This is a genomic window from Mycetocola sp. Y791 (genome assembly GCF_059445325.1).
Genome location: NZ_JCAIUC010000001.1, coordinates 675,741 through 692,094 on the forward strand (window position 1 = coordinate 675,741; position 16,354 = coordinate 692,094).

The window sequence follows — 16,354 nt, forward strand, 5'->3', positions numbered from 1 at the left end:
GTCTTAGCGGCTGGGCTCGAGCTGAACAGACGCAGTGGCAGCAAACTGCACCACTCCGGCACCGTTCGGGTCGTGCTGGTAATCCAGATGGCCCGCCGGGTTCAGATTATCGATGATCGTTCCGTCGAGCTCTGTCGCACCGGCGCTGATCACCAGGCGTGAAGCGCCAAAGTTGGTATCAGGGAGCCGAAATGAAATCGCATACCGACCGGGTGTGGTTGGCAGGTCAATCCCCAACCCCTCGGTATTGAGGCGATAAATTGTCTGTCCGAGCGGCGTATCGAGAGTGAATCCCGTGATCCATTCGACCTCACGCTTTACCTCGGCGTGAATCGTGAGGGTCAAATCAGATCCCCTCGGAAGCGGGGAGTCCCCGCTGAGAGATGGCGAGCTAATCGACACCTCGGAGATAACTACTGCCCGGTTCACCGGCAGGTCGTCTTTCTCCGCTTCTTCCTGTTCTTTCTCCACACGGTCACGCTCGTAACCTTCGCGGAGAGTACGAATACCCTCTCCTACGTCGCCATCGTGAACGATCGCGCCGCCGTCGAGCACGATGGCACGCGTGCACACGTCTGCGACTTGTTCCGCAGAGTGGCTGACCAGAACAATCGTGCGACCCTCGCGCTGGAACTGTCGAATCTTGTTCATGCATTTGGCTTGGAATGGTTCATCGCCCACGGCGAGTACCTCATCGACCAGCAGCAGGTCGGGGTCGGAATGAACTGCGACGGCGAAAGCCAGACGCACATACATTCCGGATGAATAGAACTTCACCTGTGAGTCGATGAAGTCACGTATCCCCGAGAACTCGACGATATCGTCGAACACCTTGTCGGTGTCGTCGCTGCTCATCCCGAGGATCGCCGCATTGAGATAGACATTCTCGCGCCCGGAAAGATCCGGATGGAAGCCGGCGCCAAGTTCAAGCAAGGCAGCGACGCGTCCACGCCGATAAACTGCTCCGCTCGACGGATCGATAATCCCGCCGATTATTTTGAGAAGCGTGCTTTTCCCAGAGCCGTTGTGGCCAACGAGTCCAACCGTTTCCCCCAGCTCAATCTCAAGCGACACGTCACGAAGCGCCCAGAAAACGTCCTTTGACTGCTTCCTGTTGGAGAAGTAGAGGACCCGGTCCTTGATCGATTTGTCCTTGTGAAGTACGAATCGCTTGGAAACATCGTCGACGCGAACAATGGGTTCAATAGTGGTCAAGGATCAAAGCTCCTGTGCGAAGTTGCTCTGGAGCCGCGAGAAGATTCGCTGAGCGCCCCAGAGAAGCAAAAGACTGACTGCGAGTGCGATCAGCAGACGAAGGTCGAGGTTTTCAGGCCAGAACTGGTTGGGATCCGCGCTGCCTGCAACCCACATGGCCTTTTGCATACCCAGCACGGCAAGAGTGACAGGGTTGGCGAGGTATACCTGTTCGATCCACGATCCGCTGAGAGCGCCGTTCACATAACTCATCGAATAAACGATGGGGGAGGCCCAGAAGAGCACGAGCAGGAGAACCTCGACGAGATGCTGCACATCGCGGAAATAAACGTTGACCGCCGACAGGACGAGGGCGAAAGCCGTACCCAGCACCACGACAACGGCAATAGAAAGCGGTAAGTAAAGAATCTCGATGTGCAGCGGGGGTCGCATGAGTACAAATGTCGCGACGACGAGGATCCCGAACTGTACGACGAAGTTGAAGAGGGCGCCACCGACGGCGGCGAGGGGGAATATTTCCCGAGGCAGATAGACCTTCTTCACGAGCCCCGAGTTATTAATGATCGAACTCGTGCCTGCGCTGATGATCTCGGCGTAAAGGCCCCAAATGGTCAGACCCGTGAATACGAACACCGCAAAGTCGGGGATCGCGCGTGCAGCGCCAAGGAACTGCCCGATGGCAATGTAGTAGATCAGCAGTTGCGCAAGGGGTCGGATAAGCGACCAGACAATGCCGAGTCCGCTGTTCTTGTACTTTGCCCGAATTTCTCGACTGACCAGACGGCCGAGGAGTTCACGATACTCGGCTATCTCTTTGAAGGACTCAACGGTCCCTTGTGTGAACTTCGGTGGTCGCCCTACCCGCCGTAACGGTTCAGTGACAACACGGGAGCGCTTTGCGCCTTCCCCAGAAATATCCATGGGCTCACTTTCTCGTCGGGCCACCAGAGAATCTTATCCACTCTGCTATGCCGAAGCTGCGAGAGCGTACAGGAGGAGCCGGCACCCGGGGCGCTGCAATCTTCGATTGATAGACTCCCAAGTCCGCGACCGTTGAAAATGTGGAGTGCTCAGTGAGAAAAATCCGGCCTGGTGTCGTTTCAGTGGTTCTAGTGAATTTCCGAGGCGCGGACGACACGATCGCTGCCATCGCGTCTCTCCAGGAACTCAACTGGCCTCAGGAACTGCTGGAGATCGTCGTTGTGGAGAATGGATCCGGCGACGATAGTCTCGCGAAACTCAAGTCACACGAGTCTCCGGCAATTATTGTCGAATCGCAGGTGAACTTGGGATTCACGGGCGGATGCAATTTGGGCGTGAGTCACTCGTCGGGGGAATTCGTCGCGTTTCTCAACAACGATGCGAAACCACATGCGGATTGGGTCGCAGAAGCGATGTCCACATTCGCCCGTGGCATGGACATCGGCGCTGTCGCAAGCAAGGTCCTGGACTGGACAGGGGAGTCGATCGACTTCGCTGACGCAGCGATCACCTGGTACGGCATGGGCTATAAGCCACACGCGGGGGAAACCGATCGTCACGCGTGGGACACCGAGAAAGATGTGTTGTTCGGCACGGGCGCAGCTATGTTCATTCGTGCGTCGGTCTTCGAAGAGCTTGGCGGGTTCGACGACAACTACTTCATGTTCTACGACGATGTTGACCTGGGGTGGCGCCTGAACCTGCTGGGGTATCGATTCAGATTCCAGCCACGTTCGCTCGCATTTCACAAGCATCACGCGTCAATGAACAAATTCGGAAGCTACCGCGAAACGTATCTTCTCGAGCGAAACGCTCTCTTTACCCTGTACAAGAATCTGGACGACGAGTCGCTGGCTCAGGTCTTGCCGGGTGCGCTACTGCTCGCAGTGCGCCGCGCCGTCGCGAGAGGGGGTGCCGATTCTGCCGAGTTCGACTTACGTCGAAGCGGGAACGATGCACAGGCTTCAGTGGCTGTCGACAAGCAAACTGTAGCGGGGGTGTATGCAATTGACCAGTTTGTCGAAAAGCTGCCAGAAATCAGTGAGTCGCGGAAGGTCGTGCAAGGAACCCGTCGGCGTTCGGATCGCGAACTGAAAGAGCTATTTGGAAACACTGACGAGCCCGCCTACCCAATCGAAAACTACCTGCGCGGCTACGAAAAGATCATTGATTCTCTGGGGCAACTCGAAATACCGGGTCGACGCCACATCTTGGTAGTCACCGGTGATGCACTCGGGGAGAAGATGGCGGGCCCGGCGATTCGTGCGTGGAACATCGCCAAGCTGCTGTCGGCGGAGCATGACGTCCGTCTGGTGAGCACGAGTCATGCCGACTTGCGCGACGAGCATGTCGCTGTCAGTGCGGTCAACTATCACCACCCGGCGTCGATGGCCCCGCACGAAGCGTGGGCCGACGTTGTTATTCTGCAGGGACATGCCCTGGCTCTGTTTCCGGTCCTCCAGAAGACGTCGAAGGTTGTGGTTGTAGACGTCTACGATCCGCTTCACCTTGAGCAACTGGAACAAGGTCGTGGCAAGACATTCACCCTGTGGAACAAGCAGATCAGCGAGGCAACTGAAACGCTCAATCACCAGCTCGAAGTCGGAGACTTCTTTCTCGCGGCTAGTGAGCGGCAGCGGTACTTTTGGCTGGGTCAACTCGCTGCAGTTGGACGCATCAACGCCTACACCTATTCGCGGGACAGTGAGCTCGACAGCCTGATTGGGATCGCGCCCTTCGGCATTGACAGCACACCGCCCGCTCACACACGACAGGTGATAAGAGGTGTCGTGCCGGGAATTGGGGCTGACGACAAGGTCGTGGTGTGGGGTGGGGGCATTTATAACTGGTTCGATCCGGAGACGCTTATTCGTGCCATCGCCCGTGTCGCGGAATCGCACCCCGATGTCCGTCTCTTCTTCATGGGCGTAAAGCACCCCAATCCCAACGTCCCCGAGATGGAGGCAGTTGCGCGTTCCCGTGTCCTCGCGGGCCACCTGAATCTCACCGGTAAGCATGTCTTTTTCAATGAGAATTGGGTTCCTTACGACGAGCGCCAGAATTACCTTCTCGAAGCGGACCTCGGCGTGTCGACCCACTTTCAACACATCGAGACAACTTTCTCGTTCCGCACGCGGATCCTGGATTACCTCTGGGCAGGTCTCCCTATTGTCACGACCGAGGGTGACTCGTTCGGTGATCTCGTCCGTGCGGAAGGGTTAGGCGCGTCTGTGCCGGAGCGGGATATTGACGCACTGGTCGAATCGATTGAACGGCTTCTATACAGCGAGCCCGACGGTCGGGTTGCGCGCGAAAACGTGGCACGGGTGCGTGAAAACTTTGTCTGGGAACAAGCGTTAGCGCCATTGCTTGAGTTTTGCAGGAACCCTCTTCGGGCCGCCGATCGTACCCCCGACGGCACCAAGGGTGACCGGAAGAGTTCGGGGTCGAAAAAGCCCGTGCGTCACACTGGCCTTCGTCGCGATGTCGATCGTGTTGTCTATTACCTCAAACAGGGCGGGGTAGGTGAAGTGGTATCGCGCGTCCGCGAGCGAAACGACCGAAAGCGAGCCAGCGGCGCCAAATAGTACGGCGCGTCACGTCAATATGGTGACCTGGTCCTCGAGTTTTCAATACCATTGCCTCTATGAGGGCAAGAAACAGTATCCGGGGTCGCAGCAAATTCATAGCATGCGCAAGTGTGGTCCTCTTTGGGCTGCTGGCAGCGATCGGTGTGACGACGGCTCCCAAGGGGGCTGAAGCAGCAGACCTCTCGAAGTTCGACCCTGGCTACATCATCAGCGACAGCGCGTTCTACAATGGCGGCGCCATGTCCGAGGGGGATGTTCAGAATTTCCTTCGCAGTAAGGTTTCCTCATGCGCTGCAGGAAAGACGTGTTTGAAGGACTTCCGCCAGACGACCTACAACCGTGCCGCAGACGCAATGTGCAACGGCTACGTGGGGGCAGCTGACGAACCGGCGGCGCGCATCATTGTGAAAGTTGCCCAGTCGTGTGGCATCAGCCCGCAGGTCATTCTTGTAATGCTCCAGAAGGAGCAGGGTCTGGTGCTCGGTAACGCGCCCACGTCGTGGGCCTGGCAGGCTTCGATGGGGTATGCGTGCCCCGATACAGCCGCGTGTGACGCGAAGTATTTCGGATTCTATAATCAGGTCTTCATGGGCTCCTGGCAGCTGAAGCGCTATGGCAATCCACCCGGGACGAGTAACTACTTCACCTGGTTCCCTGTCGGTGGGGTAGCCCAGGTCCGGTATCACCCTGACGCCTCCTGTGGGTCGTCTGCGGTTCGAATTGCGAATAAGGCAACGGCGGCGCTTTACTACTACACGCCCTACCAGCCGAACGCGGCGTCGCTTGCGGCTGGCTACGGCGCATCGTCCAATCCGTGTTCGTCCTACGGCAACCGAAATTTCTACAACTGGTATTCCGACTGGTTCGGGATCGAAAAGGGCGAAAGCCCGATTGGGAACTACGAGTCAACCTCCGTCAGTCCAGGCTCGGTACGAGTTGTGGGATGGGCTCTGGATCCCGATACGAAGGATCCAATAGCCATTCACGTCTACGTCAACGATGCGAGTACCGCACACGTGGCCAATAAGGACCGTCCCGACGTCGGTGCCGCCTATCCCGGGATGGGCTCAGCACACGGTTTCGACATCACAGTCCCGGCGCAGAGTACGGGCGCACAACGAGTCTGTGTTTATGCGATCAGCTCAGGAGGAGGCGCCAATGTTGATCTTGGTTGCCGTACTGTCGAGGCCGTGGCTGGCCCGCCCGAAGGGGCCTTTACCGTATCCGCGGCGGATGGACACGTGAGTGTGAAGGGGTGGGCCGTAGATCCCGACACGCACGCCCCCATTAATGTGCATGTCTACGTGGATAACTCGAGCGTTGCATATCTCGCCAACAAAGCAACCACGTCGGTACCCGCCAAGTACTCCGGGTACGGGAAGAACCACGGGTTCTCTGAAACAATCCCTGCCGATAGCGGAAGACGCAACGTTTGTGTTCACGCGATAAACGTGGGCGTGGGTGGCAATCAACTCCTTGCCTGCCAGGTAGTCCAAGTGCCGGGTACGGCGCTCACCGAACAGAATCGTGTCCCAATCGGGTACCTGGACTCAGTGAGTACTGTGCCTGGATCCGTGACCGTGAAAGGCTGGTCGCTTGACCCGGACACGAGGGTCCCAATCAACGTGCACCTTTACGTTGGAAAGGCGAGCACCGCGCACCTGGCGAACCGAGATCGTCCCGATGTCGCTGCTCTCTATCCTGCGCATGGTGCCGCTCATGGTTTTGAAGAGACGCTGAAAGTGCCAGCGGGTACGCATCAGGTCTGCGCGTATGGGATAAATGCCGGGCCTGGTGCCCACACGATGCTCGGTTGCCAGACAGTCACCGTGTACGAGCCCATTGTGGAGAAGAATCGGGCTCCGATCGGATACCTGGATTCAGTGAGTACAGGGCCTGGTTCTGTGACGGTGGAAGGCTGGGCGTTGGATTCTGATACCGCAGCGCCGATCAACGTTCACCTCTATGTTGGGAAGGCCAGCACCGCCTACCTCTCAAATCGAGAGCGCACAGACGTGGCTGCGCTCTACCCCGCGTATGGTGCCGCTCATGGTTTTGAAGAGACGCTGAAAGTGCCAGCGGGCACGCATCAGGTCTGCGCGTATGGGATAAATGCCGGGCCTGGTGCCCACACGATGCTCGGTTGCCAGACAGTCACCGTGTACGAGCCCATTGTGGAGAAGAATCGGGCTCCGATCGGATACCTGGATTCGGTGAGTACAGGGCCTGGTTCTGTGACGGTGGAAGGCTGGGCGTTGGATCCTGATACCGCAGCGCCGATCAACGTTCACCTCTATGTTGGGAAGGCCAGCACCGCCTACCTCTCAAATCGAGAGCGCACAGACGTGGCTGCGCTCTACCCTTCGTATGGCGCATCGCACGGGTACAGGGAGACGTTGAAGGCACCAACGGGCACGCATGAAGTGTGCGCCTACGGGATCAACACAGGTGCTGGCGGACACACATTGCTGGGTTGCACCACCGTTATTGTTCCCTAGCTCGCTGTCGCTGCGTCACCGCTGAATGAGGCCGTCCGGTGCAGCTGCATAGCCGTTCGTCGAGGTTGGGCGAGGCAGCGAAATGCAGGACGGTTTTCCCAAGCGCACCCGGACCCCGAGCCTGACATCACAACGTTGTTCAGCAGATCGTCAATTCCGGGTGAACCCCGTACCGAGGTGCGTCGCCAGGAGCCCGACGCCTTGGGCGGTGGCCCTGGTGGACAGCTTCAAGATCTGGGTTCCCTCGCGGACAGAGCCGGGTTCTCCCGCGGACTGTAGGGGACCGGACACCGTCACGGTTTCGGTGCACCAGTCCAGGGTTATTTCCGCAAAGCTCCGGGATCGGTCGACTCTGCGGCCGGCCGCTGAGAGACGGTTGTGGCTCTCTCCCTTGCATCCGGGAAGGCCATGTCCGGTACCCGCGGAGAGACAATGTCGTATTCGATGGGGAGCACCAGAAGCGTCCGGCCCAAGAAGAACGCGGTGCCAGCAGCGAGGACGGCGTAACCCGCGAGTATTGCAATCTTTCCACCCGGTGGCGCCCATTCGGAAGCGGTGAAGAACGTGATCCAGTCCGTCGGTTCGCCCACGACGTAGCGTCGGAGGACAATGGCGAACGTGTAGAACTGTGACGCAGCGACCGCAATAGTAACTATCCAGACCAAGCGTTTGGATTGCGACCGGCTCAATGTAGCGAAGAGCGGTGCAGCGGTCGCCCCGAGCGTGACCATGAGGCAAAGGAAGAGGGGCAGGGTGTAGCGACCCTGCCAAATGTACCCCCCATCCGTTACATAAAAGGCCTGTATAAGTGCCGGAGCAAGAACCGTGGCAAGCAGGATTGCAAGCAAGGACACGAGGGCCTTACCTCTGGATGTAACGAGCCCCACAAGGAGAAATCCGCCGACGAGGGCAGACCACAAGAAAATAGCGCTCGGCGGAGATGGGGTGTCGAGCCAACCGAACAATCCGACTAAGCCGCGACCATATTCAAACGTCTTCTCAATTACTGTTATGAAACCGCTGAACCACGACTCACCAACACCGGCGTATGGTGAGACTGCATCAGGATCAGTAACGGCGGCGGTCAGGGAGTTTGACCCGAGGAGCCATGCGACAGCGAATGCGGTGCCGAGGGCGACGGTGACTATGGCGCCGAGGACCTCGCGAAGCTTGAGAGCGCGGACGACATCCGCCCATGGAACCCACAGGCACGGGACCACGACAGCGATGAATAGCCAAACCGGTGACAGGCCACGGGCGTTAACCGCCATTGCTCCAGCAAGGCCGACCATGGTTGCAGCAGCCGCGTACTGGCTGGGCTTGATCGAGCGGGTGACGAAGGACAACACGCCCACAAAGACTGTGGCTATGGCGGCTGCTTCTACGGCGTTCGGATTAACGGAGGCGCCGAGGAAGAGCAGCATAGGCGTCACGCTCACGGCAAACGCAAGGAGCACTGATCTGGCAACCCGCCATTGCGTGATCATGGAAATAGCCATTGCGAGGTACAGAGCGGTAAGAGCGCCGCTGAGGATTCGCATAGCGTAGATACCGGAGTCGTCATCGAACAGGAGCGTCGGTACGCCCGTCACGAGATAGTAAACAGGGTTATAGAGCCCCGCGGTCGTCCGCGCTTCGACGATCTCCGAGGATTCGCCTGATGTCAGCTGCTGACAGTCCGCGGAAACAGCGGGGTCAAAAGCAAAACACGTCTGAAAATGAGTTTCTGCTATGTATCGCGGGACGTGAACAACGTTCCCTGTCGGGGTCATCGGACCGATAAATTCGCCACGCACAACAGCAGCAGCCTTGACCATGTGGGCAGGCTCGTCAGGGGAAGCAGCGATCGGGGTCGCTATCGCCCAGAGCGCGATGAGGGCTGTGAGAATTGCCCAGGACGAGAGGAAGACGCGGAGCAACGTTGGAGCACCATGAGGAGCGTGCCCAGCCGGAGTTCGGAACGGACGCCGCGCGTTATCCGCCTTCACGAACGTGCTCCGGCGGAGGATTTCGACCGACGTGGGTACATATGCGTAGTCCGGCTTTCTAATCTGCGGTTTTGGAAGCCGCGCCTCTGTTCTGCGTGCTCACGGTCCGAGGCAATGTGGAGTATTAAATCTTCGGATGGTCGTGGCGAAAGTTGTCGCGCCAATCCTATTCACCCCTGCCTGTGGCGGTCCTGAACTTGAAGGCGTGCCGTAGGAGCACTTGAACTCCGCGGACGTCCCGCGAGCGAAGCGCAGAAGGGACGCGTGTGAGGGCGTTCAACCTGCTCGAGAGGTGGGCGGAGGCGATCCTGGCCGCACGTGACCAGCCTCTTTCCCGCAACCGAGATGCTACTTGATCGAAGAATGCCGCTTCTTCGATAAATCTGGATCCGTCATTCGCCTTCCATGACGACACGCTCGCGGCATGTCGTCGATATTCAAACGTGACTGTCGAGCTTGCGACGAGGGTTCCAGCGTCCAGAGCGAGGTTGAGTTGGAGTGCAAGGTCGAGCACGACGTCGAATTGCGGGTCGAAGCCGTGCGCGCGAATATTCGCCGTGCGCCAACAGATGGAAGGGAAGTAGGTCCAATTGCCTTTGAGCAACGTCGCGGCGAGTTTCTCGCCCTCGATCTTCGTGCGCGCCAAGTGGGCAACGCGCGAGCGGTACAACGCCTTAACTCTGTCGGCTAAAGGGAACACCCTTGCGCCGACGCTGTCGATGACAACGACACCTGGCTGGAAGTACGCGGCATCCGGAAAGGCCCTGATGAGATCATGCATCTCGGACACGTAGTTTGGGCGCATTAGATCGTCACACCCCATGATGACCATGTAATCGTGAGTGGCCAGATCTATGCTTCGTTGAAAATTGCCACTGACTCCGAGATTCTCGGGATTCCTGATGTACTCGATCCGGCTGTCACCGAGGGCAGTCAGCCATTCTCCGGGCTCCAGCTCCGGGTACTGGTCGTCAATGACGACGAGTCGCCAGCGGGAATCTGTCTGTTCCACGACACTTGTAACGGCGAGCTTGAAAAGCGCAGGGTCCCCGTAGTAGGGCATCATGATGTCGATGGTCATGCTGGGGATCCGTTCCTGGCTCAACGGGGGTCTGGGCAGCCGCGATTGACCGAGCTTCACGGAAGCAGGCGTTCGCCCAAACCAGCTGTCGCGGTTGCTGGTCAGTGCATCGTTGGACGAGCACCATCCGAGGATACTAGGGAACGCCTTGACAAGCTGGCTGTCGTTGCGTTCGCAGCTGCGGGACAGGAATGTTCGACGACTAAACTAGTTCCGCCGCGGAATCACGTGGCTCCGCGCGTTTGCTCTTTGGGTATCACCGAACTGTAAGCCGGATGAACCACGGGAGCCTCACATGTCTGGATCGAATCTATCGAACATGCCCGGCGGCGGGGAGCCGCTGAATCCCGCGGCTCGACCGCGACGTCCCTTGGGCTTGACCTCGATTTTGCTGGCCACCGCCGTCGCGGGAGCGGCAGGCTACGTGGTTCAGATTATCGTCGGTGCGAGTTCCGAGCCCTCGGACTATTTGCGCTTTAGCGTCTTTTGGGCGCTCTTATACCTGGTCATCTCGGGGCTTAGCGGGGTGCAGCAGGAAGTCTCGCGCGCTACGCGCGGGAAAACAATCGTTGATTCTCGTTTCCGCGGTGGGTCGACTGCTCGAAACTTCGCCATCGCGCTGGCTGGAGGCATTGCGTTCGCCACGCCACTCACCGCCCTGTGGTGGGGGACGCTGGTATTCCCAAGCCACACGTGGGTGCTTGTAGCGGCCCTCTCAGTAGGGCTGACGTCGTATGTGCTGGTCGCCGTTATCTCGGGGATTCTCTACGGTATGGGGGCCTGGTCATCAATCGCCTTGATGACTGGTCTGGATGGAGTGTTGCGGCTCATGGCGATCGGGCTGGTTGCGCTTTTGCACCTCCCAGGTGATTTCCTCATCTGGGCAGTGGTCGTTCCGTTCCCGTTGACCTTGCTCATCATGTGGCCGCGCCTCAGGCGACGGGTGCCAGGGCGTTACACGCTCGATGTCGAGTCGAAGGCCCTCGCGTGGAATTCGCTCCGCATCGTCGGAGGTGCGAGTGCGACCGGGGTCATCGTCAGCGGGTTTCCGCTTATCCTGGATCTGACGTCGAAGCACGAATCAGCCGCCGCTGTTGGAGTACTCGTACTGGCAGTGACATTGACGCGAGCTCCGCTCGTGATTCCGTTGATGGCTCTGCAGAGCTTCCTCACCGTTCATTTCCGGGAGAGCGGACGTAACCTCTGGCGCGTAGTTGCTGTGATCCTGGCCGTTGTGGCGCTAGCGGCCCTGGTGGCGAGCGCGATGGCCTGGCTCCTCGGCCCACCCTTGATGGTCGCACTGTTCGGCGCGGAATACGAGATCTCCTCGATGGAAATGTCGCTGATTGTCGCTTCAGCGGGGGTTACCGCCGCTTTGTGCGTGACGGGTCCCGCGGTCTTATCGCGAGGCAAGCATGGGGCATTCCTCGCGGGCTGGGTCGTGGCGGCCGCTGTCCTCGTTCTGATTCTCTTGATGCCGGCCGACTTGGTCGCCAGGGCGCTTATGGCCCTATCCGTGGGACCGCTGATCGGGTTGGCTATTCACCTCGGTGCGCTTGCCTTTGCTCGACCGCGTCCAACCGCAGGCTTGCAAGTGCAGACTCCTCTGTGAGCACCCGCACTTTCTCTTCCAGCCGCGTGAGTTCTGCGCTGTGCTGAAGGCAGACGAAGAAAAGGATCGCGGCGCTCATAAAGAACACCAGGTTGACTGGAATCTCTACTCCGACGACCCGGGCGGCCCACTCCAATAGCGAGGGAAAGATGGCGACGATGAGCGCGAGGAAGCCAGCTACGAGCCACCACATGGCGTGCCGCTCTCTCAGAGTCCGTCGTCTCAGCATCTCGATGACGACAATGAGCGTGAACAACGCCGAGGCAATCCCAAGGACATAGGACGTGACGCTCATGAGATAACTTGCCTTCGTCGGGTAGGGAGCGGAAGCGGCGGGCGGGCGAGCGCGAAGATAAGTGCAAGGCACGAGCGCCCAAGATAGGCAGCTGCACGGAGCGGATTGTGTGAGGGAATGCCGCCGGCTCGAGGGCGCATTTTTACCGGCACCTGGCGAATCGTCAGACCCGCCCGAGCCGCGATGACAAGCGCTTCAACCGTGTCCCCCAGATACTCCGCTGGGTAATGGTCGGCATAGAGCTGCAATGCGCGCGGTCCAGTCGCCTTAAATCCGCTGGTCGTATCGTTGAGGCTGGTGCGACATATTCGCGTGAGAACGAAGGAAAGTACGACCATTGCCCACTTTCGTGGGCCCGCTACGTCGTAGTGCGGTTCGCCGGCGAACCGCGAGCCAAGGACGATGTCAGCGTCACCAACCAGACGGAGCAGATCTGGCACGGATCGTGGATCGTGCTGCCCGTCCGAGTCAATCTGAACCACGCAGTCATAGCCATGATCGAGCGCGTACTTGAACCCCAAACGCATGGCTCCTCCCACGCCGAGGTTGATCGGCAAAGTAGCCACATGTGCCCCAGCCGATCGCGCTTCGCTCGCCGTTGCATCGGTCGAGCCATCATCCACGACAAGGCAGGATATTCCGGGGTTCGTCAGCTGGACTTCTTTGACGACAGCGGCGACGGAGGCTTCCTCATTAAACGCGGGCATGACAATCAAAGTCTTTTCAAGCGGGATCGTCATGAGCCGATTCTAGCAAGCAGAAGTATGGCTGCTTCGAGAAGACACCGGCTCTCGAGCGTGTCTGCCGCGTTCGCCTTCATGGTTCGAACGGTCGCGACCGGCGCGCGCACCGCTCGTCGTCTAGGCTGATCGCGCGCAAGCTCTCTCGTCGAACAATCAGAATGGTGTCTTACAGAATGGTGTCGAACCCAGCGGACGACGGTATCAAAAATCCTCTAAAAGTCACGCTCTCGATGCTGACCTTCGTCCCCGGCGGGATGGGCGGGACAGAGACGTGCGCCAGGGAGCTGGCGTGGCGATTGAGTGCTTCGCCCCAGATAGACGCCGAAATCGTCGTACCCGAATCGGCGCGAGGCGTGATCAGGGGCGTACGGGAGGTTGTTGTGGGCGGTTTGCGCGTCGGACACTCGACGCCAGCGCGCATTGCGGGTCTTGCGCGCGCAATTCTGAAGACCCGTCAGATCAAGAAGCTGATGGCAGCAGCAGATGTCATCCACTATCCCTTCACCGTTCAAGGTGTGAGAGCGTCTCGAACACAGGCAACAGTGCTCACTGTTTTCGATGTCCAACACCGTGACCTTCCGCAGTTCTTTTCGCGTCTTGAGCGACTCTTTCGAGTTTTTACCTACGAGCGACCTGCGCGAAAAGCTGACTCGATCATTACGATCAGCGAGTTCGCGAAGGAGACGATCGTGCGCCACCTCAGGGTGCCAGAGGAGCGCATAACCGTCGCTCACCTCGGCGTCGACACTGCGAGTTTTACGCCGAATCTCGGTATACGAGAGAACTTTGTGTTCTACCCGGCGCGTGGCTGGCCCCACAAGAACCACCCAGCGCTGATCAAGGCAATGGAGATCCTGCGGCGAACTCATCCGGACCTACGGCTTGTCCTCACCGGTGGAAACCTGGACGGTTTAGGCGAGCTGCCGAACTGGGTCGAAAATCGGGGGCTCGTCCCGCTCTCTGAACTCCACGACTTGTATCGACGTGCAGCGGTGCTCGCTTTTCCGAGTCTGTATGAGGGGTTTGGCCTCCCCCCGCTGGAGGCAATGGCGTCAGGTTGCCCAGTCGCCGCCGCAGACTCGGGCTCGCTGCCTGAAATCTGTGGGGATGCTGCGGTGATGTTCGATCCGAAGAACCCCGAAGCCATAGCCCGTGGGATCGCCGAAGCGATCTCCCGCACCGGAGAGTTGTCAGCGGCCGGAATAGAACGAGTCAAAATGTTCACCTGGGACCGGTGCGCCGAGCTTCATACTGAGGCGTACCGCTCCGCGATGGCTCGAGCCGCGCTTCGGCGCTGAGGTCGCGAACGATCTATTAGTCTGTTGTTTTACCGATGAACGTTTGACGAATCAATCCGAAGGACTACATGACCCGCGCACTCATCACCGGCATCACCGGTCAGGACGGTCTCTATCTCGCAGAACTGCTGCTCGAGAAGGGATACGAGGTGTTTGGCCTCATCCGCGGGCAGAACAACCCTAAGTATGATTTGGTTCGCCGCGTCGTTCCCGGGGTGAAACTGCTCACCGGTGACTTGACAGATGTATCGAGCCTCGTGCGTGTCCTGAGTGTCGCTCAGCCTGATGAGGTTTATAACCTCGGAGCTATTTCCTTCGTTGCATACTCGTGGGAAAATGCGTCGCTCACAACTGACGTGACGGGCAAGGGTGTCCTCAACGTTCTCGAGGCGACGCGCCTCTATGCGGGAGATGACATCTCCAAGGTGCGGTTTTACCAGGCATCGTCGTCTGAGATGTATGGCAAGGTCCAGCAGGTCCCACAGAGCGAGTCGACACTCCTGTGGCCGCGCTCGCCATACGGCGTTGCGAAGGTTTATGGGCACTACATGACCATCAACTACCGCGAGTCGTATGGCCTGCACGCCTCGAGCGGCATTCTCTTCAACCACGAATCGCCGCGCCGCGGCCCTGAGTTCGTGACTCGCAAGGTGTCGCAGGCCGTAGCGAGAATCAAACTCGGACTGCAGGACAGCCTCGTGCTCGGCAACCTCGACGCAAAGCGCGACTGGGGTTTCGCCGGCGATTACGTTGATGCGATGTGGCGTATGCTTCAGCAGCCCGAAGGCGATGACTATGTGGTCGCGACGGGCGAAACGCACTCGATTCGTGACCTGCTCGACGCTGCGTTCACCGCTGCGGGGATCGAAGATTGGTCGCGATACATCAGCCAGGACCCCCGGTTCATGCGCCCCGCGGAGGTGGATCTGCTTATTGGCGATCCGACGAAGGCCCACGAGGTTCTCGGGTGGAAGCCGACGGTGACGTTCAATGAACTGATCACAATGATGGTTGAGAACGACCTCTCTGAGCAGGCCGCGCTCGCGCGCTAACGTTAGGACACCGCTATTCCTCGGGCATTTGTTACCGGCATAACGGGACAGGACGGCAGTTACCTCAGCGAGCGTCTTCTCGCGGAAGGATGGGACGTTCACGCGCTTGTTCGTGAGGGCATTTCGATCGCAGAGCAGCCGGTCGACGCGCGGGTGACTTCGCACCTAGGGGACCTCTCGAAGACGGACGAGTTGGGCGGGATTCTTGACGATGTTCAGCCCGACTGCGTCTTCAACCTTGCGGGAATAAGTTCGGTTGCACGCTCGTGGGCGGAGCCAGTTCTCACTGCGCAAGTGACGGGCGTTGCGGCCATAGCGATGCTCGAAGCAGCGTGGCAGCTCCAGGAAAGCAGCGGGCGAGCTGTTCGGTTCGTTCAAGCGTCGAGCTCGGAGATATTCGGTGATGCAATTCAGTCGCCTCAAACCGAGCTGACGGCGGTCAAACCGGTCACGCCGTACGGAGCCGCGAAGGCCTTCGCCCACCAGGCGGTTGCCGTCTACCGCGCACGGGGCCTGTTCGCCTCGGCCGCGATTCTCTATAACCACGAGTCTCCGCGGCGTCCTGACTCGTTCGTAACGCGAAAGATCACGTCGGGCGCGGCTCGAATTGCGGCTGGCAAGGCGGAAACGCTTGCGTTGGGCAATATGGACGTCAAGCGGGACTGGGGGTGGGCCCCCGACTATGTTGACGCCGTATTCAGGATGGCCGTGGCCGATAAGGCAGACGATTTTGTGATCGCCACAGGGACGTCGCACACCGTTCGAGAATTCGTTGCCGCCGCATTCGTCGCGGTCGGAATAGACGATTGGGAACGGTTCGTCGTGATCGATCCCCGGTTTGTCAGGCCCACCGACGCTCATGAGATGAGGGGAGATCCCTCTCGAGCGCGGGACGTGCTCGGCTGGAGCCCAACCGTCGGTTTCGATGAGCTCGTCAGTCGCATGGCCCGTCATGACCTGGAAATGAACGCTGAGCACCCTACCAAGGCCACCCCGTAAA

At 59.0% G+C, this 16,354-nt stretch carries 12 protein-coding genes; 6 read left to right on the forward strand and 6 right to left on the reverse strand.

What is annotated here, in order from left to right:
- Positions 1 to 3: 3 nt before the first annotated feature.
- Entirely contained in the window at positions 4 to 1,215 is a 1,212-nt protein-coding gene (locus tag AC1C2N_RS03165; protein WP_483405570.1) for an ABC transporter ATP-binding protein, read from the reverse strand.
- Positions 1,216 to 1,218: 3 nt separating this feature from the next.
- Entirely contained in the window at positions 1,219 to 2,160 is a 942-nt protein-coding gene (locus AC1C2N_RS03170; RefSeq protein WP_495432846.1) for an ABC transporter permease, read from the reverse strand.
- A 167-nt stretch (positions 2,161 to 2,327) separates the two neighbouring features.
- Between AC1C2N_RS03170 and AC1C2N_RS03175 the strand changes: the two genes are divergently transcribed.
- A complete protein-coding gene (locus AC1C2N_RS03175; RefSeq protein WP_495432848.1) occupies positions 2,328 to 4,784 on the forward strand; it encodes a glycosyltransferase in 2,457 nt (818 codons plus the stop codon).
- A gap of 113 nt (positions 4,785 to 4,897) precedes the next feature.
- A complete protein-coding gene (locus tag AC1C2N_RS03180) occupies positions 4,898 to 7,285 on the forward strand; it encodes a hypothetical protein (RefSeq protein ID WP_495432849.1) in 2,388 nt (795 codons plus the stop codon).
- Positions 7,286 to 7,605: 320 nt separating this feature from the next.
- Here AC1C2N_RS03180 and AC1C2N_RS03185 read toward each other — a convergent pair whose 3' ends face one another.
- Positions 7,606 to 9,204: a DUF2142 domain-containing protein gene (locus AC1C2N_RS03185; protein WP_483405574.1), complete on the reverse strand. Its 1,599-nt coding sequence runs from the start codon at positions 9,202 to 9,204 to the stop codon at positions 7,606 to 7,608.
- A gap of 235 nt (positions 9,205 to 9,439) precedes the next feature.
- Positions 9,440 to 10,354 carry a glycosyltransferase family 2 protein gene (locus AC1C2N_RS03190; RefSeq protein ID WP_483405575.1) on the reverse strand — a complete coding sequence of 305 codons (915 nt, stop codon included), beginning with the start codon at positions 10,352 to 10,354 and terminating at the stop codon, positions 9,440 to 9,442.
- 295 nt (positions 10,355 to 10,649) lie between these two features.
- On the opposite strand from AC1C2N_RS03190, the gene AC1C2N_RS03195 reads away from it, so the two are divergent.
- Positions 10,650 to 11,966 carry a polysaccharide biosynthesis protein gene (locus AC1C2N_RS03195; RefSeq protein ID WP_483405576.1) on the forward strand — a complete coding sequence of 439 codons (1,317 nt, stop codon included), beginning with the start codon at positions 10,650 to 10,652 and terminating at the stop codon, positions 11,964 to 11,966.
- Here the strand turns inward: AC1C2N_RS03195 and AC1C2N_RS03200 are convergent.
- Entirely contained in the window at positions 11,893 to 12,261 is a 369-nt protein-coding gene (locus tag AC1C2N_RS03200) for a DUF2304 domain-containing protein (protein WP_483405577.1), read from the reverse strand. The two genes, AC1C2N_RS03195 and AC1C2N_RS03200, sit on opposite strands and share 74 nt — an antisense overlap.
- On the reverse strand, positions 12,258 to 13,001 hold the full coding sequence (locus tag AC1C2N_RS03205) for a glycosyltransferase family 2 protein (protein WP_483405578.1): 744 nt from the start codon (positions 12,999 to 13,001) through the stop codon (positions 12,258 to 12,260). Before AC1C2N_RS03205 ends, AC1C2N_RS03200 begins: the two co-directional genes overlap by 4 nt.
- Before the next feature lie 176 nt (positions 13,002 to 13,177).
- On the opposite strand from AC1C2N_RS03205, the gene AC1C2N_RS03210 reads away from it, so the two are divergent.
- The 3 genes from AC1C2N_RS03210 to AC1C2N_RS03220 all read left to right on the forward strand — a co-directional run bounded on the left by AC1C2N_RS03210 (position 13,178) and on the right by AC1C2N_RS03220 (position 16,353).
- A complete protein-coding gene (locus AC1C2N_RS03210; RefSeq protein ID WP_483405579.1) occupies positions 13,178 to 14,302 on the forward strand; it encodes a glycosyltransferase family 4 protein in 1,125 nt (374 codons plus the stop codon).
- 68 nt (positions 14,303 to 14,370) lie between these two features.
- Entirely contained in the window at positions 14,371 to 15,354 is a 984-nt protein-coding gene (locus AC1C2N_RS03215) for a GDP-mannose 4,6-dehydratase (RefSeq protein ID WP_483405580.1), read from the forward strand.
- 39 nt (positions 15,355 to 15,393) lie between these two features.
- The gene (locus tag AC1C2N_RS03220; protein WP_483405895.1) at positions 15,394 to 16,353 is read left to right on the forward strand and encodes a GDP-mannose 4,6-dehydratase; all 960 of its coding nucleotides are present in this window, start codon (positions 15,394 to 15,396) and stop codon (positions 16,351 to 16,353) included.
- The last annotated feature ends 1 nt before the right edge of the window (position 16,354 follow it).